The following is a 20,050-nucleotide window of genomic DNA, read 5'->3' on the forward strand; positions in this document are numbered from 1 at the left end:
CCCCTGTCGGTCCGGGATGAAGTGTCGGTCCGGGACGGAAGCGTCAGTCCAGGATGAAGGTCTCGAGGTACGACGGGTTCGTGCGGTCCAGCATCGAGCGGGCCCGCGCCCGGATCTGGGCGTCGCTGTGCGCGCTCTCCGGCAGCAGCCAGAAGCGGTCCGCGCGGATGCCGGCCACCACGAACCCGGCGACCTCCTCGACGGGCGTGAAGACGACCTCCTTGCCCGCCTCGCGCATCGCCGCCTCCCACTGGTCGAGGCTGCGGTACGGAGTGCGGCGCGGCCGTTCCTTGGCCCAGCGGCCGGGCCGGTTGCGGTGCGACTCCCACAGGCCCGTGCGCAGCATGTGCGGCCCCGGGAAGAGCACCGAGGCGCCCACGCGCGCGTGCTCCGCCCTCAGGTGGGCGTACAGCGACTCGGTGAGCGTGACCACGGCGGCCTTGGTCACCGCGTACACGGAGGCCGTCGGCAGCGGCGCGATCCCGCCGTCCCCGGAGGACGTGTTGACCACATGACCGGGTTGACCCGACTTGATCATCCTCGGCAGGAAAGCCTGTACGCCGTGGAAGACACCCCACACGTTGACCTCGAACGCCCACTTCCAGTCGTTCGGTTCGTGCTCCCACATGCGGCCCTCGGCGCCCGAGCCGACTCCGGCGTTGTTGCACAGGACGTGCACCGCGCCGTAGGTGTCGTAGGCCGACTCGGCCAGTTCCATGACCTGTTCGCGCACGCCGACGTCGACCACGCGCGCGTGCACGTCGGCACCCTCCGCGCGCAGACCGTCGGCGGCCTTCTCCAGAGCGGCCGCCTCCACGTCGGCGAGGACGACTTTCAGACCCTCGGCGGCGAACCGCCGGGCCATCGCGAGTCCGAGGCCGCTCGCCGCGCCGGTGACGACGGCTACCTGTCCGGCACGCAGTTCCATCAGCTGCCGCTCCCTTCCGGGGGCGCGTCGTGGACCTGCCGGGGGTCGTCGTAGCGCTGGTGCACATAGGGCAGCAGGGCCTGGGCGTCGACCCGTTCGGCGACCCGGCCGCGCTGGTCGCTGGTCTTCTCGGCGAGGGTGACGTCCAGCAGCCGCAGCACCGGGAGGTCGGCGACCGGGTCGAGGGCCGACTCACGGAGGATCACCTCGCCGGTCACGCGCTCCAGTCGGCGGACCTTCTCCTCGCGGACGCAGTGCACCAGGAGCGGATCGCCGTCGAAACCCGAACCGTCCACCGCCGGCAGGAACTTGAAGTAGAAGTCGGTCTTCGGGGCCGGCTCGGGCAGCGGCAGCGGCCCGTCGACCGTGCCACGCACCTCGACGAAGGCGACCCCGTGCCGGGCGAGGGCCGCGCGGACGGCGGGACCCTCCCGCTCGACGGTGACCTCACCGAGCTTCTTGGGCTCGCCGAAGACCTCGCGGCCGCCGGTGAGGGCCCGCTCGTGGGTCATCGGCATGACCAGCGGATACCAGCCGTCGACCGTGCCGTGGGATGCGGCGACCGCGAACGAGCCCGCGCCGAGCGGGTATCCGGGCAGTTCGACCCTGCTGATGCCGACGCGGGCCAGGGGCCGGCCGGTGGGCTTGAGCGGGGGTGGCAGCACCGCCGCGACCGCGTCCGGGTCGGTCTCCCAGACGGCCACCACCCCGGTGGACCACACGTCCGGGAGTCTCGTGGTGCGCGCCGCCCTGATCTCCGCCTCGGTCCGAGCGCCGTACCGTACGCGTGCCATCCGCCGTACCGCCCTTCCGTCGGCCGCCGTCTGCGCCGGGCGGGGTGCACGTTTGCACCGGGCACCGAAAAGGTCCATAGCCGCGCGAAAGGCAATCCGGACAAAGGTCCGCGGCCGCGCGAAGGCGATCCGGGCAGCGGAGCGCGCCCGCGTGAACGGCGATCCGGGCAACGGCCCGTGCCCGCGTCGGCGGCCATCCGGGCAGGAGCCCATGGCACACGACGGGCAATCAGGACAAAGTCACACGGTCGGGCGACGCACGGTCAGGACATGCGAACGGGCGGGCGCGGTGGGCGGCCTGACGGACCGGACTGTCGGTCGGGGCCCGTATCCTCAATGACCATGCTCGAAGACCGTACGACCGCAGTGTCCCCCGGCACCCCGTGGCCGGCCGCGTATCCCAAGGGGTACGCCGTCGTCGACGTGGAGACCACCGGACTGGCCCGGGACGACCGGATAATCTCCGCGGCCGTCTACCGGCTGGACGAGCGCGGCGAGGTCGAGGACCACTGGTACACACTGGTCAACCCCGAGCGCGATCCGGGCCCGGTGTGGATCCACGGCCTGACGAGCGAGGTGCTCGAAGGGGCGCCGCTCTTCACGGACGTCGCCGAGGAGTTCTCGGCCCGGCTGGACGGCCGGGTGCTGGTCGCGCACAACGCGGTCTTCGACTGGCAGATGATCGCCCGGGAGTACGCGCGCGCGAAGGCCGAGGCGCCGGTGCGACAGCGGCTGTGCACCATCGCGCTCTCCAAGGAGCTGGGTCTGCCGCTGCCCAACCACAAGCTGGAGACCCTGGCCGCGCACTTCGGTGTCGTACAGCGGCGGGCGCACCACGCGCTGGACGACGCGCGGGTGCTCGCGGAGGCGTTCCAGCCCAGTCTGCGAGCCGCGGCGGCGGGCAACGTCCGGCTGCCGCTCCTCGAGTGCCGGCCGCTGACGGAGTGGTCGGACACGCCGCGGATCGGGCCGCAGGCGACCGGCGGCTACCGGCCCACCAGCTGGCGCCCGTCCCGCAAGCGCCCGGCGTGCCCGTACCCGAACCCGGGGCGGTACGAGGACGGCAAGCCGCTCCGGCAGGGCATGCGGGTGGCGTTCTCCGGGGACACCTCGGTCGAGCGGGAACTGCTGGAGGACCGGGCGGCGGAGGCCGGCCTGCACGTCTCCACGAGCGTCTCGCGGCTCACCAGCCTGCTCGTCACCAACGATCCGGACTCGGGTACCTCGAAGGTGGTCAAGGGCCGCCAGTTCGGCACCCCGGTCGTCGACGAGGCGGCCTTCGGGCAGCTGCTGCGGGACGTGGCGCCGGCGACGGAGAAGTGACCGCCCGGCGGGACCGTACGGACGGGTGATTGCCGTGCGACTCGCCCGGTGCCCGCTCGCCCGCGCGCGGACGACCACCCACGCTGTGGCCCATGGCTAAATGTGAAGTATGCGGCAATGACTACGGAATGACCTTCGAGGTGCACGCGCAGGGCGCGGTCCACGTCTTCGACTGCTTCTCCTGCGCGATCCACCGGATGGCCCCGGTCTGCGAGCACTGCAAGGTGTCGATCATCGGCCAGGGCGTCGAGGCCGAGAACCAGTGGTTCTGCGGTGCCCACTGCGCCCGCGAGGCCGGGAAGGCGGGCATCGTCGACCGCGTGTGACCCGGTACCCGCCCGATCGCACCCCACGACCGAGTTGTACGGTCGTGGGGTGTACCGCTTCCTGTTGACCCGGCAGTGGGTGATCCTCACCCTCATCTCGCTGCTTCTCATCCCCACCATGATCCGGCTGGGGTTCTGGCAGAAGCACCGGTACGAGGAGCGCAGCGCCCGTAACCAGCTGGTGGCCGAGGCGCTGCACGCCGACCCTGTGCCGGTGGAGCAGGTGACCGAGCCGGGGCACGCGGTGACCCGCAAGGAGCGGTACCACACCGTCACCGCGACCGGCACCTTCGACACCGCCCACGAGGTCGTCGTCCGCCGTCGTACCAACGCCGACGACGAGGTCGGCTACCACGTGCTCACCCCCTTCGTGCTGGCCGACGGCAAGGTGCTGCTGGTCAACCGGGGCTGGATCCCCGCGGACGGGCCGAGCCAGACCGCCTTCCCCAAGATCCCCGCGCCGCCCGCGGGCCGGGTCACCGTCCAGGGCCGGCTGATGCCCGACGAGACCACCGCGGCGAGCGGCATCAAGGACATCAAGGGCCTGCCCGACCGGCAGATCATGCTGATCAACAGCGAGGAACAGGCGCGCCGGCTCGGCAGGCAGGTGCTGGGCGGCTACATCCAGCAGACGGCGCCCGAGCCCAAGGGCGGCACCCCGGAGCAGATCTCCGACCCGGGCAAGGAGGACGCCCCGCTCAACTACGCGTACATGATCCAGTGGTGGCTGTTCGCCGCGGGCGTCCCCTACGGCTTCTTCGTGCTGGCGCGCCGCGAGGCACGGACCCGCGCGGAGGCGGCCGAACAGGAGCGGACCGAAGAAGCGGAACCGGCCGCCGTCTGAGGCGTTCGGGATCCATCGGTGGTGCCCGGGCCTGGTCACTCCCCCGGCTCACCACCTGATTGGCCCCCCGGCAGACCGGGAAACCGGGTCCCGTGGATCGACGCATCGAGGACTACGCCCTGATCGGCGACGAGCAGACCGCGGCCCTGGTCGGGCGGGACGGCTCCATCGACTGGCTCTGTCTGCCCAGATTCGACTCCGCCGCCTGCTTCACCAGGCTTCTGGGCGACGAGGACAACGGTCACTGGCGGATCGCCCCGCGGGGCGCCACGACCTGCACCCGGCGCGCCTACCGGCGGGACACCCTGGTCCTGGACACCGAGTGGGAGACCGCCGACGGCACGGTCCGGGTCACCGACTTCATGCCCCAGCGCGAGCACGTCCCCGAGGTCGTGCGCGTCATCGAGGGGGTGGCCGGCCGGGTCACCGTGCAGAGCGTGCTCCGGCTGCGCTTCGACTACGGCTCGATCACCCCGTGGATGCGCCGCTCCGGGGGGCACCGGGTCGCCGTGGCCGGACCCGACGCGGTGTGGCTGCGCAGCGACCCGTCCGTGCGGACCTGGGGCGAGGACTTCGGCACGCACTCCGAGTTCACCGTCGAGGAGGGCGAGAAGGTCGCGTTCGTGCTCACCTGGCACCCCTCGCACCAGCGGCGTCCACCGCTCGTCGACCCGTACGACGCACTGCGGTCCAGCGTCACCGACTGGCGGCGCTGGGCCGCCCGCTGCACCTACGACGGCCCCCACCGGGACGCCGTGATGCGCTCCCTGATCACCCTCAAGGCGCTCACCTACGCGCCGACCGGCGGGATCGTCGCGGCCGCCACCACCTCGCTGCCCGAGGAGATGGGCGGGGTGCGCAACTGGGACTACCGCTTCTGCTGGCTGCGCGACTCCACGCTCACCCTCGGCGTCCTGCTCTCCGCCGGCTACCACAAGGAGGCCGAGAACTGGCGCGACTGGCTGGTCCGCGCGGTCGCCGGCGACCCGGCGGACCTACAGATCATGTACGGCCTGGCGGGTGAGCGCCGGCTGCCCGAGTTCGAACTGGACTGGCTGCGCGGCTTCGGCGACTCGGCCCCGGTCCGCGTCGGCAACGGCGCCGTCGACCAGCTCCAGCTGGACGTGTACGGCGAGGTCATGGACTCGCTCTCGCTGGGCCGCACCGCCGGACTGCCCACCAAGCCGCACATGTGGTCCATCCAGTGCGCGCTGATGGGCTTCCTGGAGAAGGCCTGGCGGCAGCCCGACGAGGGCCTGTGGGAGGTACGCGGCGGGCGCCGCCACTTCGTGCACTCCAAGGTGCTGGTGTGGGTGGCCGCGGACCGCGCGGTACGCACCCTGGAGGAGCACCCGGAGCTGAAGGGCGAGCTGGAGGGCTGGCGGGCGTTCCGGGACGAGGTGCACCAGGAGGTGTGCGAGAAGGGGTTCGACCCGGAGCGCAACACCTTCACCCAGTACTACGGTTCCCGCGAACTGGACGCCTCGCTGCTGCTGATCCCGCGCCTCGGCTTCCTGCCGGCGGACGACCCCCGGGTGATCGGCACGGTGGACGCGATCCGCGACGACCTGGGCCACGGTGGTTTCGTGCGCCGCTACGACACCGACGCGATCGGCGTCGACGGCATGCCGGGCGGCGAGGGCGCCTTCCTGGCCTGCTCGTTCTGGCTGGCCGACGCGCTGCACATGACGGGCCGCACCGACGAGGCGAGGGAACTGTTCGAGCGGCTGGTGGGGCTCGCCAACGACGTCGGGCTGCTGGCCGAGGAGTACGACCCGGAGACCCGGCGTCAGCTGGGCAACTTCCCGCAGGCGTTCAGTCACATCGGGCTGGTGAACACCGCCCTCACACTCTTCGACGGCGAGCGGGCAGGATAGGGGCCATGGATCTTGGACTGAAGGACCGGGTGTACGTCGTCACCGGAGGGACCCGGGGGCTGGGCAACGCGGCAGCGCGCGAACTGGTCGCCGACGGGGCGAAGGTCGTGGTGACCGGACGGGACGAGCAAGGGGTCGCCGACGCGGCGGCCGCCCTGGGGCCGAACGCGGTCGGACTGGCCGTCGACAACGCGGACCCGGACGCGCCGGCACGGCTGATCGCGGCCGCGCGTGACCACTTCGGCGGTTTCGACGGCATCCTGGTGAGCGTGGGCGGACCGCCGGCCGGGTTCGTCGCCGACAACACGGACGAACACTGGCAGGCCGCGTTCGAGTCGGTGTTCCTGGGCGCCGTGCGGCTCGCCCGGGCGGCCGCGGCCGAGTTGCCGGAGGGCGGTGTCATCGGGTTCGTGCTGTCCGCGTCGGTGTACGAGCCGATTCCCGGGCTGACGATCTCCAACGGGCTGCGGCCGGGGCTCGCCGGGTTCGCCAAGTCGCTGGCGGACGAGCTGGGGCCGCGCGGGATCCGGGTGGTGGGGCTGCTGCCGTCGCGGATCGACACGGACCGGGTACGGGAACTGGACGCCATGTCCGCGGACCCGCAGGCGACCCGGGCGGAGCACGAGTCGAAGATCCCGTTGCGCCGGTACGGGACCGCGGAGGAGTTCGGGCGGGCGGCGGCGTTCCTGATGTCCCCGGCCGCGTCCTACCTGACGGGGATCATGCTGCCCGTGGACGGCGGGATGCGGCACGGGTTCTGACGGCAGGTCGGCTGTTCCGCCGGCCGGCGCTGTCAGGTGACCCTTTCCGCGCGGTGCCTGACCGACGTCAGCCGGACTTCCGCGGGGAGCTTCCGCAAGGCCGCCGACTCGCGCGCGTGGGTCAGCGCGCGGGACGTCAGTTCGTCCAGCGCCGCACCCGGGGACACGTCCGGCTCCAGCTGGAGCCACACCCGTACCCGTGGTGCGGTGCGCGTGCCCTTCAGGACCGCCTGGGCGTGGGCCACGCCCTCCTGCTGGGCCGCGTCGGTCGCCAGCACCGTCTCCAGGGCCCGGCCGCGCAGCAGCGCGCTCCCGCCGTCCCCGGTGTCCACCACGACCTCGGTCAGACGGTGCCGGCGCAGCTGGGCCGTGAGCCACCACAGCGCGAGCAGGACCACGACGGCCAGGGCGGCCAGCACCGTCGGCCACCACCAGCCGGCGTCCCGCCAGTGGGTGCGCCGGGCGGTGGTGAGCAGGACGTCGTGACGGCCGTGGTAGAGCCACCAGGACGGGGGCGGCGCGCCCAGACCGACGGCCAGGACCGAGCCGCCCAGCACGAGCAGCAGCAGACCGGCGAGACCGGTCAGTACGCGGTTGACGCTGCCGAGCATGACGTCACCCCTTCCGGCCGGGCCGCAGTACGAGCAGGGACAGCCTGGGCTCGTGGGCCAGGCCCAGGGCACGGATCGCGTCGGCGAGGGCGGCGTCCAGGTCGGCCCGGACCTCGTCCAGTTCCCGGAAGTGCGAGACGGCGAGGACGTGGGCGCGGCCGCGGCGCAGCCGTACCCGTACCCGTCGTACGCCCGAGATCTCCATGGCCCGGTCGCGCAGCACCAGGGCCGCCGCGTCCCGGCGCAGCCCCGCGCGGACGTCCGGGTGGGTGCGGCGCATCGGCAGGATGTCCCGCAGGCCCGGCGTGACGGCGAGGGCCAGCAGCCACAGGCCCAGGGCGGCGGCGACGCCCGCGCCCACCAGGACCCAGGTGTCGTCGAGTTGCCGCCCGGCCAGTTGGTGTGCCAGCTCGCGGCGCCAGCTCATGGCGGGGTGCCGGGCGCGGACGGCCGCGATGTCGTACAGGAAGGCGCCCGCGACGACGAGCGTCAGCAGGGCGAGCAGGGCCGCGGGAGCGCGGCGCGGGGACCAGAAACGGGACTCGCGGCCGGCCGGCGGCGCGGTCGCGGGTGGCTTCTCGATGACCTGTGTCTGACCGGTGCTCATCACGCCCTCCCCTGGGCCTGGGCCGGGTGCAGCCGTTCGACGTGGACGGCGACCTCCCGGACCTCTGTGTCCACCAACGCGCCTACCCGCTCGACCACATGCCGACGCACGGCCGCGCAGCGGGCGCCGATGTCGGCCGGATAGCCGAGTTCGAGGTGGACCCGGACCCGGGCCGTGCCGTGCGCCGTCACGACCGTGGCGTGCGGGGGGACGGCGTCGCGGGGCAGCGGGCCGAGCACCTCCCGGGCCGCCTGCGCGGCGATCTTCGCCACCACCCGGTCCGCGATCCGCAGGGCACCGCGCTCACCGGGCGCGACGACCGTCGGCGCGCCGCGTTTTCCGTCGCTCGCCGCGGTCATCGGCGCCGGTCACGCCGGTCGTCGCGGGCGCGGAAGAAGTCCCCGAGTTCCAGGTCGCCCTCCGCGAACCTGCCGACGACGAAACCGATCGCCCCCAGTGCCGCCACCAGGAGGAAGGCGCCGAACCCGCCGAAGTACCCGGCGAAGCCCAGCGCCATGCCGGCGATCATGCCGATCACGGCCGTGTTCATGCTGCGCTCCCCTCAGCGGTCACTGGAGCCGGGACTCCGGTTCCTCTTCCTCTTCCTCGGGCAGCTTCACGTCGCTCACCGCGATGTTGACCTCGACCACTTCGAGCCCGGTCATGCGCTCCACGGCGGCGATCACGTTCTCCCGCACCGCGCGCGCGACGTCGGCGATGGACACGCCGTAGTCCACGACGATCTCCAGGTCCAGCGCGGTCTGCACCTCGCCGACCTCGGCCTTCACACCGCGGCTCACGGACTTGGAGCCGCCCGGCACCCGGTCCCGCACCACGCCGAAGGTGCGGGCGAGCCCGCTGCCCATGGCGTGCACGCCGACCACGTCCCGCGCCGCCAGCCCCGCGATCTTCTCCACGACCCCGTCGGCGATCGTCGTCCGCCCCCGCGTCGCCGGGTCACCGCCGCCTCGCCTGACGGTCTTCCGGGCCTGTACCGTCGGGTCCTTCTCGGGCTCCGCCGCCATCTCGGTCATCGCCGTGCGTCCCTTCCCGTCGTCGTCCTGCGACCACGGTAAGCGCGGATGCCCTGTCATGCCCGGGTGATGCGGCAGGCTGGAGCAATGACGGCGGACCGATGGACTGACGTGGTGCGGCACCCCCTGGGCTTCGGCAGGCTGCTCCCGCTGGGCGGGGCGCACGACGGGGCGTGGCTCACGGAGGCCGCGACGGACGCGGTGCTGCGGCGTGCGGCGGCCGAGGTGACGGGGGTGCGGCTGGGCGTGGTCCGGATCGCCCTGGCGGATCCGGCGGACGTGGCGGAGCCCGTCGTACCGGCTCCGCCCGGAGCGCTGCCGCCGGGGCCGCTGCGGCTGTCGGCGGACTTCGCGGCGACGGCCGCCGAGCCGCTGCCGGCGGCGGCGTCCCGGCTGCGCCGGGCGCTGGCGGGGGCCGTGGCACGGCTCGGGCTGGTGGTGACCGACGTGGACCTGCGGGTGACCGACCTGCTGGCGGAGGAGACGGCGGAGCCGGAAGCCGTGCGGGCACCCCGGCCGCCGTCGGTCCGGGAGGGAGCGGATCCCGAGGGAGTCCGGGTGACGGCGGCGGCGCTGGGGGTGCCGGGGGTGGCGCGGGTGACGGGGGCGCTGAGCCGGGAGGTGCACTTCGACGTGGCGCTGCCGCGCCGGCACGTCCGGGTGGAGGTGGCGCTGACTGACGGCCCGCGGGCCGTGGAGGTGGCCCGACAGGTCCGTACGGCGGTCGGCGAGGCACTGGAGGACCGGCCGACGGTGGCTGTACTGGTGACGAGCGTCGCCTGAGACGCGCCCCTGCCGGCCCGCCGTGAACTACTCGCCGACCCCCGCGAGGTCTCGCAGCCGTCGGGCCTGAGCCTGCCGCTCCGCGGCGCGCTGCTCGTCGTAGGTACGGCCGGCGGCGCCCCGCAGCAGCGCCTTCGTCTCCACCACCGCGTCCCGGGGCGCGGCCAGCAGCGCGCCGGCCAGGTCCCGTACCGCCGCGTCGAGTTCGCCGGCCGGTACGGCGACGCTCGCCAGCCCGCAGGCCACCGCCTCCTCGGCCTGGACGTATCGCCCGGTGGCGCAGATCTCCAGCGCACGGGCGTAGCCGACGAGGGAGACCAGGGGGTGGGTGCCGGTCAGGTCGGGCACCAGCCCCAGGCTGGTCTCGCGCATGGCGAACTGCACGTCGTCCGCGACGACGCGCAGGTCACAGGCGAGGGCCAGCTGGAAACCGGCCCCGATGGCGTGCCCCTGCACGGCGGCGATCGACACGATGTCGCTCTGCCGCCACCAGGTGAACGCCTCCTGGTACTCCGCGATGCTCGCGTCGAGTTCGGCGTCGTCACGGCGCGCGAGTTCGATGAAGGTGGGCTCGCCGGGGATACCCTCCGGCGTGAACATCTGCCGGTCGAGGCCCGCGGAGAAGGACTGGCCCTCACCGCGCAGCACGACGACCCGCACCGACCCCGGCAGTGACCGCCCGGCCTCTGCCAGCGCCCGCCACAGTGCGGGACTCTGGGCATTGCGCTTGGCCGGGTTGGTCAGCGTCACCGTGGCGAGCGCCTCGTCCACGGTGAGCCGTACGCCGTCCTTGTCGAGTACAGGAGCGAGGTCCTGGTCGGGCGAAGCCATGGGGCGCCTCCGATGTGTGCGGTCATCACGCATTGCCGTACGGCATGCTAAGTGACTGCACAGTAACCACCCGGCCGATCAGTCGACCGACCGGGTGGCCACCATCGAAGCCGATGGGCCGCCCGGGGTCAGGAAGCGGCTTTCTTGCCCCGCGTCGCCCCGCCACGCCCACGCAGCGTGACACCCGACTCGCTGAGCATCCGGTGGACGAAGCCATACGAGCGGCCGGTTTCCTCGGCCAGTGCCCGAATGCTCGCACCGGAGTCGTACTTCTTCTTCAGGTCTGCCGCGAGCTTGTCGCGCGCGGCGCCGGTCACCCGGCTGCCCTTCTTCAGAGTCTCGGCCACCCGTGCCTCCTCATGGGAAGTGCGCTCTGGTCCCCTCATGATCACCCCTCCGGGGCGTGATGGCCACCCATTCGGCAAGGTCCGTGAGACATCGTTGTGACGACAGGAGCGCATCCCCACATGCGGAATCATGCATTCCGATGAGTGCCGACCGTGAGCCCGAACGGGTTCATTTGTGAAATGCCAGGTCAGGCACGGAAAGCGGCCGGCCCCTTGTCGACAAAGGGAACGGCCGCGAAATCGGTGTAGGACACACCTCGATACGAGGAGATCTCACACAGATGATGGATCACCGCTAAGCCGAATGATCCATAGCCAGTGGATCAGGCATTCGATCAAGCGAGGGCGACGAGATCCGCGTAGTCGGCGCCCCACAGGTCCTCGACGCCGTCGGGCAGCAGGATGATCCGCTCGGGCTGCAGCGCCTCCACCGCTCCCTCGTCGTGGGTGACGAGGACGACCGCGCCCTTGTAGGTGCGCAGGGCCCCGAGGATCTCCTCGCGGCTGGCGGGGTCGAGGTTGTTGGTCGGCTCGTCCAGGAGCAGGACGTTCGCGGAGGAGACGACCAGGGTGGCCAGGGCGAGACGGGTCTTCTCACCGCCGGAAAGCACCCCGGCCGGCTTGTCGACGTCGTCGCCGGAGAACAGGAACGAACCCAGCACCTTGCGGACCTCGACGAGATCCATGTCGGGGGCGGCCGAGCGCATGTTCTCCAGGACCGTGCGCTCCGGGTCCAGGGTCTCGTGCTCCTGGGCGTAGTAGCCGAGCTTGAGGCCGTGGCCCTCGATCACCTCGCCGGTGTCGGGCTGCTCGACACCGCCGAGCAGCCGCAGCAGGGTGGTCTTGCCGGCGCCGTTGAGCCCGAGGATGACGACCCGCGACCCCTTGTCGATGGCCAGGTCGACGTCGGTGAAGATCTCCAGCGAGCCGTACGACTTCGACAGGCCCTCGGCGGTCAGCGGGGTCTTGCCGCAGGGCGCGGGCTCCGGGAAGCGGAGCTTGGCGACCTTGTCGGAGACGCGGACGGCGTCCAGCCCGGCGAGCAGCTTGTCGGCGCGGCGGGCCATGTTCTGCGCGGCGACCGTCTTGGTGGCCTTGGCGCGCATCTTGTCGGCCTGCGAGTGCAGCGCGGCGGCCTTCTTCTCGGCGTTGGCGCGCTCGCGCTTGCGGCGCTTCTCGTCGGCCTCGCGCTGCTGCTGGTAGAGCTTCCAGCCCATGTTGTAGACGTCGATCTGGGAGCGGTTGGCGTCCAGGTAGAAGACCTTGTTGACGACCGTCTCGACCAGGTCGACGTCGTGGGAGATCACGATGAAGCCGCCGCGGTAGGTCTTCAGGTAGTCACGCAGCCAGACGATCGAGTCGGCGTCGAGGTGGTTGGTGGGCTCGTCGAGCAGCAGGGTGTCGGCGTCCGAGAACAGGATCCGGGCCAGCTCGATACGGCGGCGCTGACCGCCGGAGAGGGTGTGCAGCGGCTGGCCGAGCACCCGGTCGGGCAGGTTGAGCGCGGCGGCGATGGTGGCCGCCTCGGCCTCGGCGGCGTACCCGCCCTTGGTGAGGAACTCGGTCTCCTGGCGCTCGTACTGCTTGAGCGCCTTCTCGCGGGTGGCGCCCTGGCCGTTGGCGATGCGCTGCTCGTTCTCGCGCATCTTGCGGATCAGGACGTCCAGGCCGCGCGCGGACAGGACGCGGTCGCGGGCGAGGACGTCGAGGTCGCCGGTGCGGGGATCCTGCGGGAGGTAGCCGACCTCGCCGGAACGGGTGACGGTGCCCGCGGCGGGGATGCCGTCGCCGGCCAGGACCTTGGTGAGGGTGGTCTTGCCCGCGCCGTTGCGGCCGACCAGGCCGATGCGGTCGCCCTTGGCGACCCGGAAGGTGGCGTTCTCGATGAGGATGCGGGCACCGGCGCGCAGCTCGATACCGGAGGCGGAGATCACGGACAGACTCCAGGGCGTACGGATACTGACGGGTGGGCGGCTGAGGACGTTCCCGCCGTCTAATGCGCGAGGAGAATGGCCATGGGACAAGTCTAACGGGGCGACGCAAGCGCTTTTTCTGTGTACGGGTGTTCGGGGCGGCCCGTGGTGGGCGGCCCGTTCCCCAGGGGACTGCGGCTCGGGGCGATTCCTCCCAGGTCGTCGACGGCCACCAGCTGCGCGGTCCAGGCGCCGTGCACGCAGGGCTGGGCGACCAGCAGGGCGCCTCCGTGACGAACGGCACGCTCCGGGCGGAACCCGCAGCCCGGCCGGGCGGGCAGCACCCAGCGCAGGTCGCCGTCGGTGATGCGGTACGCGGCGATGCGGGCCGGGGTGACCACCGCGAGCATGCCGCGGCCCAGCGGGCGCAGGACGCCGGTGCCGCCCTGGGCGGGCAGCCAGTCCGCCGCCGCGGGCAGGGCGCGGTGCCAGCGCACCGAGCGGCCGTCGGTGTCGGTGACCAGTCCGTCGTCCCAGACGGTGATCGCCTGCCCGCGCGTGGGCAGCACGCTGAGCGGACGCCGTCCCACGCGCGCGTACCGCCACCGCGGGGCCCGCCCCTCGTACGCCTCGACGGCCCCTCCTCGCGCGCGGGCGCTGTGCGCGGGCGGCCCAGGGGTGAGGTGGTCGCCGTAGGGGGCCGGGCGGATCTGGTGGGCGGTCCCGAGGAGGAGGGCGAGGAACAGCCAGAGGGCGAGCGGCAGCCCGAGGGCGAGGGCGCCGTCTTCCCGGACCCTCGGGAAGGAGCCCTGCAGAACGGCCACCCTTGCCCCCTTCGGCACCCGGTCGGGCGCCCCGCCGCCATGGACCCGGCGCAGAGCGTAGTCAGGGCCGCCGGGCGGGGGCGGACGTGACGCGGGGGCGGGGGGGGACGTCGCCCGTTCGGGGGTTCGTCCGGTCACCGGCGCGAAGTGGCGGCGCGGATGACGCAAGGTGGTCGCGGGGGCCGGCGGGAACGGCACGAGCGGAAGGCGGTGCCCCATGCGGTTCGACGACGCGAACCTGGACACCTCCGAGGCGCAGGACGGGCGGGGCAGCCGGATCCCGGGCGGCAGGGCGACCGGCGGGCCGTTCGCCCAGGCGTACGTGGTGGCGCACGAGTACGGGCACCATGTGCGGGATCTGACGGGCACGTTGAGCGGGTCGCAGGACCTACGGGCGGGGGTGTTGTCAGTGCCGGGTGCAAGACTGTGGAGCAGTCGGCACCACGGCTGTCGGGGGACCGACACACGAGGGAGTGATCGGGATGGCGGGCACGACTGGCGGACGGCCGAGCATCTATCCGTCGCTGCTGTACACGGACGCGAAGGCGGCGATCAAGCAGCTGACGGAGGCCTTCGGCTTCACCGAACTGTCGGTGTACGAGGGCGAGAACGGCATGGTGCTGCACGCCGAGCTGGTGCAGGGCAACGGCGCGGTCATGCTGGGCTCGAAGGGCCGCGGCGGCCGTTTCGACGCGGCGCTGGAGGGCGCGGGCCCGACCGGGGTGTACATCGTCGTGGACGACGTCGACGCACACCACCAGCGGGCCGTGGACCACGGCGCGGAGATCCTGATGCCTCCGACGGACCAGGACTACGGCTCGCGGGACTACATGGCCCGTGACGTCGAGGGCAACATCTGGAGCTTCGGCACGTACGCCCCCGAGATACCGGCCTGACCCGGCCCCGTCCTGACACGGGCGTGCCCGGCCGGGGCCGCGGCCGCGGTCAGCCGCCGGTGTGCACCTGGAAGGCGGCCCGGCGGACGGCCTTGGCCAGCGCCGGGTCGGGGTGGGCGGCGGCGAGCGCGACCAGGACCTGCACGGTGCGCGGGTGACCGACGGCACGGACCTCGTCGAGCAGCGCGGGGACGGTGGGCTGGAGCGCCGACTCAAGGTGGCGGACGAGCAGCGGGGCCTCGCCGTGGTCGGCGACGGCGGCGGCAGTGTCCACCCAGAGCCAGGTGGCCTCTTCGCGGGTGAGGACCTCGTGGGCGTCCTCCGGGTCCACGCCGTCGTGCTCGGCCAGCCAGAGCAGGGCGTACGGCCTGAGGGTCGGCTCGTCCACGACGCCGCGGACGTCCGGCTCGGCGGGGGCGCCGACGACCCGGAGCGCCTCGAAGGCGAGACCGCGCAGCAGGGCGTCCTCGCCGCGGGCGGCGGCGAGGAGTTCGGCGACGGCGCCGCCGACGGGACGGGCGGCGAGCCAGGCCCGGTACTCGGCGCGGGCCGCGTTGGGGCGCAGTTGGGCGCAGCCGCGCAGCATCTCCTCGGCGGCGACCTCGATGTTCCCGGCGGGGCTCTGCGCGGCCACGCAGATCTGCTCCAGCTTGACCCAGACCGCCCAGCTGCCCAGCGGGGTGAGGGTGGCCTGGCCCGCACCGTAGGTGAGCGCGCCCACGGAACCGAGGGCGGACAGGGACCAGTCGAGAAGGGGGGCGAGTTCGGCGTCCTCGGCGGGGGCCGGGTCCTCGGCCGGTGCGCGGTCCGCCGGGTCGGCGGCGGGCACGGCCGCGAGCGGGCCGGCGGACCCGTGGCCGGCCTCTGTGTCGTAGGTCACCTCGCAGCGCTCGGTGCGCAGTTCGGTGACCCGTTGCCGCAGCAGGTCGAGAAGCTGCTCGACCGGGACGGGACCGGCGGACAGCTGGAGGAAGGAGAGCACCTGGGGCATGGCCGAGACGACTTCGGCGACGGCGGCCGGCGCGACATCCGTGGGCTCCGGGTGGGCGAGCGACCAGGCGTCGAAGAGGGCGACCCAGCCGCGCAGGACGGCGCTGTCGTCGCGGTCCCAGGCGCGCAGGCGCCAGCCGGGGCGCGCGCTGTCGCCGTGCACCTCGACCAGACCGGCGAGGCGGGCGGTGTCCCAGTCGGCCCGGACCTGAGCGACGGTCAGGCCCAGGTCCTCGGACGCGCGTTCGGCGGACGCGTCGGAGAGGGTGGCCTTGCCGTCGCCGGTCGCGCCGTCGCTGCCGGGTCCCAGGGCCGCGTCGGCCCAGTGGGCTACGCGGGCCGCTCCGGCCAGTCCCGAGCGCGCCATTCTGGCCAGCTCGGCGGGGGCCGGGGTGCCCTCGGGCGGGCGGGGTGCGGGGCGGCGCGCGGGCCGCTGGTTCATCGCTCGGGGGGCTGCGGCCAGGGGTCGCGTTCGGACGAGTCGAAGCCTTGAGTCGCGCGGGATACGGGACGTCACGGGTGCAGTCTTCCGGTTGACGGTCCGAAAACCCAAACGGAATGTCACGGCGGGCGACGGAGCTGGCCAACGCACGGGGCCCGAGGGGAGGCGAGGAGACATGTTCAGGCCAGTGGTACGGCGTTAAACGGAACCTCCGCGACCGACTGGAACCGGGGTCTCCGACCTGGGGGGTGCCGTCACATCAGCGGGGTGAGGAAGCGGCGCAGCCGCTCCTCGTACTGCTCCGGGTCCGCGTTCCACATCGCGCCGTGCGGGGCGTCCGGCACGGTGTGCAGGGCGACCCGGTCGGGGCGCCGTTCGGCGAGCCGGCGGGAGTACCCCCACGGGGCGACCGCGTCGTCCGGGCCGTGCACGATCAGGGTGGGCACGTTGAGCTGTTCTGGGTCGAACGGGTCCGCGACGTGGTCGGCGTGCAGGTTGGCGCGGCCCTGGGCGGCCCGCACCGCGAGCGGGAGCAGCGGCTCCGGGGTGTGCCGGGCCTGGGCGAGGGCGCGCAGGGTGGCCTCCCAGCTGAGTACCGGGGAGTCGAGGACCAGACCGGAGATCCGCTCGCGCAGCGCCGAGTGGGCGGCGGCGCGCAGCGCCATGGCGGCGCCGGTGGACCAGCCGTAGAGGACGACGCGGCGGGCGCCGTAGCGGACGGCGTAGCGGATCGCCGCGTCCAGGTCGCGCCACTCGCTCTCGCCGAGGTGGTTCAGGCCGTCCGGGGAGCGCGGGGCGCCGAGGTCGCCACGGTAGGCGAGGGCCAGGACCGGCAGGCGGCGGCCGTGCAGGAACCGCATGACGTTCATCGGGTGCTCGCGGGTGGTGCCCAGGCCGTGCACCGCGATCACCCAGGTGTCCCGGTAGTTGGGCACGAACCAGGCGGGCAGCGGACCGAGTTCGCCGGGTACGTCGACGTCGGCGCACTCCAGGCCGAGGGCCGCCCCCGGGTCGCCGATGTGGACGTTGGCGGTGAGCCAGACCTTGTCGCCGGCCTCCAGGGTGCCGTGGGTCACCCGTTCCAGCCGTCGTACGACCGTGTCGGCGGTGTCCGCGGCGGACTCCAGCACGGCGCCGACGACGGCGTGCGAGCCGTCGCCCGCCAGCCCGTAGGTGCCGGGGCGCAGCGAGGCGAGGTCCCGGGTGAGGGTGATGCGGCCGGCCGCGGTGCCGTGCACGGTGAGCCGGGGTTCGGTGGGCAGGGGCCGGCCGGGCGGCGCCTTGAGGGCGGCGTCACTGGCGAGCCGGCCCGCGGCCACGCCGGCCGCGCCGGCCGCGAGTACGGCACCGACGGCCGCGGCCGTGACTTTGACTGGGCGCACCTGTCCAGTGTCGGGGCGGACCCCGCCGGCGGCCAGCGGAGCGGAGCGAGATCGGCCGAGCCTCCGGACCCACATGCGCTACGAAACCGCCTTCCTCAGGGACCCGTCTTGTTCGGGACACGCCTTCCGGATGCGCGTTCCGTACTCGGGACGCGCGTTCCGTACCACGCGTCTGCCCCCGCGGCCGGGATTCAGCGCCCGCCCTGGCCGTATCCCCTGAGTTTCTCCGCCGCCTGCGCCATCTGGTCCGGGGAGAGCAGGGTCGGGGCCAGGCCCGGGACCGTGGACGCCGTCAGCCAGAGGCGGCACATCCATTCCAGCTGGGCGGTGCGGTCGTACGCCTCGGAGAGGGTGCTGCCGTAGGTGATCGCGCCGTGGTTCCGGAGGAGACAGCCGGAGCGGCCGGCCAGCGCGCGGAGCATGTTCTCGGCCAACTCGTCGGTGCCGTAGGTCGCGTACGGGGCGACCCGGACGGCGCCGCCGAGCGCCCCGGACATGTAGTGGATCGCCGGGAGCTCGGGGACGAGCGTCGAGACGGCCGTCGCGTGCAGCGCGTGGGTGTGCACGACGGCACCGGCGCCGGTGCTGCCGTAGACCGCGAGGTGCATCGGCAGTTCGCTGGTGGGGACGAGGGTGCCGAGGACCTGGCGGCCGTCGAGGTCCACGCCGGTCACGTCGTCCGGGGTGAGCCGGTCGTACGGCACGCCCGACGGTGTGACCAGCACGGTGTCGCCGACGCGGACCGAGACGTTGCCGGAGGTGCCGACGACCAGTCCGTCGGCCACCGTGCGGCGGGCCGTGCCGACGAGATCACGCCAGGCGTCGGCCTCCGCCGCGCTCACCTCGCGCCTCAGCGGTTCCGGCACACCCCGTGCGCCATCGCACCCAACGCGCCCACCCCGTTCGCCTCGTTCGCCCGGTCCGTCCCGCTCGTCCCACCGCTGCTCAGCCATGACCCGATCCTGCCAGCCGGCACCCGGGCGGACCGGCGCGGCTGGACAAGCCGCCCAGGCTCGACATCGCATACAACCCGTACGACGAGAAGCGGCCGGTGATCCGCACGGCCACGCGCCGGAGGACCCGCTGCCCCGGCGGCAGTGGGCCGGCGGTGGGCTGTGAGGTGACCAGAATCTCTTCGGCGGGTCGGCTGGGCGGCTGAAGCCGTTCGCCCGGGGTCACCGGCCAAGCGGCGCCTGGGCCGCCGGACCACAAGCGGAATGAAAACCCTCCTTCATCGACACCCTCAAGCCCCTCTCAGTTCATCTGCCGTTCACCCAGGTTGCCTACGGTCCAACAGCCAACGACTTCGAAAGATTGCCTGGGTAAATGGAAAGCTTCTCGCTGATCCTCGCGATTGTGGTGGTCACCGCACTCGCGTTCGATTTCACGAACGGTTTCCACGACACCGCCAACGCGATGGCCACCACCATCTCGACCGGTGCACTCAAGCCCAAGATCGCGGTGGCCATGTCCGCCGCGCTCAATCTGGTGGGCGCCTTCCTCTCCGTGGAGGTCGCCAACACGATCTCCAAGGGGCTCGTCGACGAGAACGGCATCCGTCCCGAGGTCATCTTCGCCGCCCTGGTCGGCGCGATCCTCTGGAACCTGGTGACCTGGCTGGTGGGCCTGCCCTCCAGTTCCTCGCACGCCCTCATGGGCGGTCTGATCGGCGCCACCGTCGCCTCGGCCGGCTTCGGCGCGGTCCACGGCGACGTGCTCGTCACCAAGGTGCTGCTCCCGGCGGTGGCGGCCCCCGTCGTCGCGGGCCTCGCAGCGCTCCTCTCCACCCGCCTCTCCTACACGCTCTCGAAGAACGCCGAGGACGAGGCGACCCGCAAGGGCTACCGGGCCGGCCAGATCGCCTCCGCCGGACTGGTCTCGCTCGCGCACGGCACCAACGACGCGCAGAAGACGATGGGCATCATCACCCTCGCGCTGATCGCCGGCGGCTCCATCGCCCCCGGCTCCAACCCTCCCACCTGGGTCATCCTCTCCGCCGGCCTCGCCATCGCGCTCGGCACGTACATCGGCGGCTGGCGGATCATCCGCACCATGGGCACGGGCCTGACCGACCTTCAGCCGCAGCAGGGCTTCGCCGCCCAGACCAGCGCGGCCACCGCCATCCTGGCCTCCTCCCACCTCGGCTTCTCCCTCTCCACCACGCACGTCGTCTCGGGCTCGGTGATGGGCGCCGGCCTGGGCCGCAAGGGCGGCACGGTCCGCTGGTCCACCGCGACCCGCATGATCGTCGCCTGGGTGCTCACCCTCCCGGCGGCCGCCCTGGTCGGCGCGCTCGCCGAGTCCGTGACGGACCTCGGCGACTGGGGCACGGCGGCCGTCGCCGTCTTCCTGGTGGCGGCGAGCGCCACGATCTGGAAGCTCTCCCGCCGCGAGGTCGTGGACAGCAGCAACGTCCTCGGCACCGAGGCCGGCGAACCGGCCGGCGTGGTGACCACGGCGATCGCCGCCGTGACCCCGCCGCCCGCGGGCCAGGTCACCGACGGCCTGACGGCCACCATCCCCGCCCCCGCCCCCGC

General features: G+C 73.0%; 22 protein-coding genes and 1 pseudogene. 9 read left to right on the forward strand and 14 right to left on the reverse strand.

Annotated elements, in window-relative coordinates; translation table 11 throughout:
* Positions 1–43 precede the first annotated feature (43 nt).
* Positions 44–928 (reverse strand): SDR family NAD(P)-dependent oxidoreductase, encoded by an 885-nt coding sequence (locus tag MB828_RS20450; protein ID WP_301649465.1) that lies wholly within the window; start codon positions 926–928, stop codon positions 44–46.
* Positions 928–1,722 carry an acetoacetate decarboxylase family protein gene (locus tag MB828_RS20455; RefSeq protein ID WP_301649466.1) on the reverse strand — a complete coding sequence of 265 codons (795 nt, stop codon included), beginning with the start codon at positions 1,720–1,722 and terminating at the stop codon, positions 928–930. Before MB828_RS20455 ends, MB828_RS20450 begins: the two co-directional genes overlap by 1 nt.
* Before the next feature lie 342 nt (positions 1,723–2,064).
* Here MB828_RS20455 and MB828_RS20460 point away from each other — a divergent pair, with 342 nt between their 5' ends.
* From MB828_RS20460 to MB828_RS20480, 5 genes are all read left to right on the forward strand, one after another.
* The gene (locus MB828_RS20460; protein ID WP_301649467.1) at positions 2,065–3,045 is read left to right on the forward strand and encodes a DEDDh family exonuclease; all 981 of its coding nucleotides are present in this window, start codon (positions 2,065–2,067) and stop codon (positions 3,043–3,045) included.
* A gap of 92 nt (positions 3,046–3,137) precedes the next feature.
* Entirely contained in the window at positions 3,138–3,371 is a 234-nt protein-coding gene (locus tag MB828_RS20465) for a hypothetical protein (RefSeq protein WP_046727968.1), read from the forward strand.
* Positions 3,372–3,420: 49 nt separating this feature from the next.
* A complete protein-coding gene (locus MB828_RS20470) occupies positions 3,421–4,215 on the forward strand; it encodes an SURF1 family cytochrome oxidase biogenesis protein (RefSeq protein ID WP_301649468.1) in 795 nt (264 codons plus the stop codon).
* Between the two features lie 92 nt (positions 4,216–4,307).
* A complete protein-coding gene (locus MB828_RS20475; RefSeq protein ID WP_133026910.1) occupies positions 4,308–6,092 on the forward strand; it encodes a glycoside hydrolase family 15 protein in 1,785 nt (594 codons plus the stop codon).
* A gap of 5 nt (positions 6,093–6,097) precedes the next feature.
* Positions 6,098–6,853, forward strand: coding sequence for an SDR family oxidoreductase (locus tag MB828_RS20480; RefSeq protein WP_133026911.1), 756 nt, complete (start codon positions 6,098–6,100; stop codon positions 6,851–6,853).
* Between the two features lie 32 nt (positions 6,854–6,885).
* Here the strand turns inward: MB828_RS20480 and amaP are convergent, their stop codons facing one another.
* Genes amaP through MB828_RS20505 form a run of 5 tightly spaced genes read right to left on the reverse strand, consistent with a single transcriptional unit; the run spans position 6,886 to position 9,105 of the window.
* The gene (gene amaP, locus MB828_RS20485) at positions 6,886–7,464 is read right to left on the reverse strand and encodes an alkaline shock response membrane anchor protein AmaP (protein WP_301649469.1); all 579 of its coding nucleotides are present in this window, start codon (positions 7,462–7,464) and stop codon (positions 6,886–6,888) included.
* 4 nt (positions 7,465–7,468) lie between these two features.
* Positions 7,469–8,071, reverse strand: coding sequence for a DUF6286 domain-containing protein (locus MB828_RS20490; RefSeq protein ID WP_133026913.1), 603 nt, complete (start codon positions 8,069–8,071; stop codon positions 7,469–7,471).
* A complete protein-coding gene (locus tag MB828_RS20495) occupies positions 8,071–8,430 on the reverse strand; it encodes an Asp23/Gls24 family envelope stress response protein (RefSeq protein WP_301649470.1) in 360 nt (119 codons plus the stop codon). Before MB828_RS20495 ends, MB828_RS20490 begins: the two co-directional genes overlap by 1 nt.
* Complete coding sequence (locus MB828_RS20500) at positions 8,427–8,621, reverse strand: hypothetical protein (protein WP_133026915.1); 195 nt, start codon at positions 8,619–8,621, stop codon at positions 8,427–8,429. The genes MB828_RS20495 and MB828_RS20500 overlap by 4 nt, the downstream gene beginning before the upstream one ends.
* A 19-nt stretch (positions 8,622–8,640) precedes the next feature.
* Complete coding sequence (locus MB828_RS20505) at positions 8,641–9,105, reverse strand: Asp23/Gls24 family envelope stress response protein (protein ID WP_301649471.1); 465 nt, start codon at positions 9,103–9,105, stop codon at positions 8,641–8,643.
* Between the two features lie 87 nt (positions 9,106–9,192).
* Between MB828_RS20505 and MB828_RS20510 the strand changes: the two genes are divergently transcribed.
* On the forward strand, positions 9,193–9,888 hold the full coding sequence (locus tag MB828_RS20510; RefSeq protein ID WP_301649472.1) for a nucleopolyhedrovirus P10 family protein: 696 nt from the start codon (positions 9,193–9,195) through the stop codon (positions 9,886–9,888).
* A 27-nt stretch (positions 9,889–9,915) separates the two neighbouring features.
* Here MB828_RS20510 and MB828_RS20515 read toward each other — a convergent pair whose 3' ends face one another.
* From MB828_RS20515 to MB828_RS20530, 4 genes are all read right to left on the reverse strand, one after another.
* Positions 9,916–10,719: an enoyl-CoA hydratase/isomerase family protein gene (locus tag MB828_RS20515; RefSeq protein ID WP_133026918.1), complete on the reverse strand. Its 804-nt coding sequence runs from the start codon at positions 10,717–10,719 to the stop codon at positions 9,916–9,918.
* Positions 10,720–10,847: 128 nt separating this feature from the next.
* On the reverse strand, positions 10,848–11,066 hold the full coding sequence (locus MB828_RS20520) for a helix-turn-helix domain-containing protein (protein ID WP_046727957.1): 219 nt from the start codon (positions 11,064–11,066) through the stop codon (positions 10,848–10,850).
* Positions 11,067–11,401: 335 nt separating this feature from the next.
* Positions 11,402–13,000, reverse strand: a complete 1,599-nt coding sequence (locus tag MB828_RS20525; RefSeq protein ID WP_133026919.1) for an ABC-F family ATP-binding cassette domain-containing protein — start codon at positions 12,998–13,000, stop codon at positions 11,402–11,404.
* Between the two features lie 92 nt (positions 13,001–13,092).
* Positions 13,093–13,803: a hypothetical protein gene (locus MB828_RS20530; RefSeq protein WP_301649473.1), complete on the reverse strand. Its 711-nt coding sequence runs from the start codon at positions 13,801–13,803 to the stop codon at positions 13,093–13,095.
* A gap of 292 nt (positions 13,804–14,095) precedes the next feature.
* On the opposite strand from MB828_RS20530, the pseudogene MB828_RS20535 reads away from it, so the two are divergent.
* Both MB828_RS20535 and MB828_RS20540 read left to right on the forward strand, forming a co-directional pair.
* Positions 14,096–14,203: pseudogene (locus tag MB828_RS20535) on the forward strand (neutral zinc metallopeptidase); the annotation flags it as partial.
* An 82-nt stretch (positions 14,204–14,285) separates the two neighbouring features.
* A complete protein-coding gene (locus tag MB828_RS20540) occupies positions 14,286–14,699 on the forward strand; it encodes a VOC family protein (protein ID WP_301649474.1) in 414 nt (137 codons plus the stop codon).
* A gap of 49 nt (positions 14,700–14,748) precedes the next feature.
* Here the strand turns inward: MB828_RS20540 and MB828_RS20545 are convergent, their stop codons facing one another.
* From MB828_RS20545 to MB828_RS20555, 3 genes are all read right to left on the reverse strand, one after another.
* Entirely contained in the window at positions 14,749–16,131 is a 1,383-nt protein-coding gene (locus MB828_RS20545) for a hypothetical protein (protein ID WP_133026921.1), read from the reverse strand.
* Positions 16,132–16,385: 254 nt separating this feature from the next.
* On the reverse strand, positions 16,386–17,513 hold the full coding sequence (locus MB828_RS20550; RefSeq protein WP_133026922.1) for an alpha/beta hydrolase: 1,128 nt from the start codon (positions 17,511–17,513) through the stop codon (positions 16,386–16,388).
* 191 nt (positions 17,514–17,704) lie between these two features.
* The gene (locus tag MB828_RS20555) at positions 17,705–18,466 is read right to left on the reverse strand and encodes a class II aldolase/adducin family protein (RefSeq protein ID WP_301649475.1); all 762 of its coding nucleotides are present in this window, start codon (positions 18,464–18,466) and stop codon (positions 17,705–17,707) included.
* Between the two features lie 373 nt (positions 18,467–18,839).
* On the opposite strand from MB828_RS20555, the gene MB828_RS20560 reads away from it, so the two are divergent.
* Positions 18,840–20,050, forward strand: a 1,211-nt coding sequence (locus MB828_RS20560) for an inorganic phosphate transporter (protein WP_301649476.1), incomplete at its 3' end; no start/stop codon positions are given.

Source organism: Streptomyces arenae (assembly GCF_022343545.1).
Classification (GTDB): domain Bacteria; phylum Actinomycetota; class Actinomycetes; order Streptomycetales; family Streptomycetaceae; genus Streptomyces; species Streptomyces humi.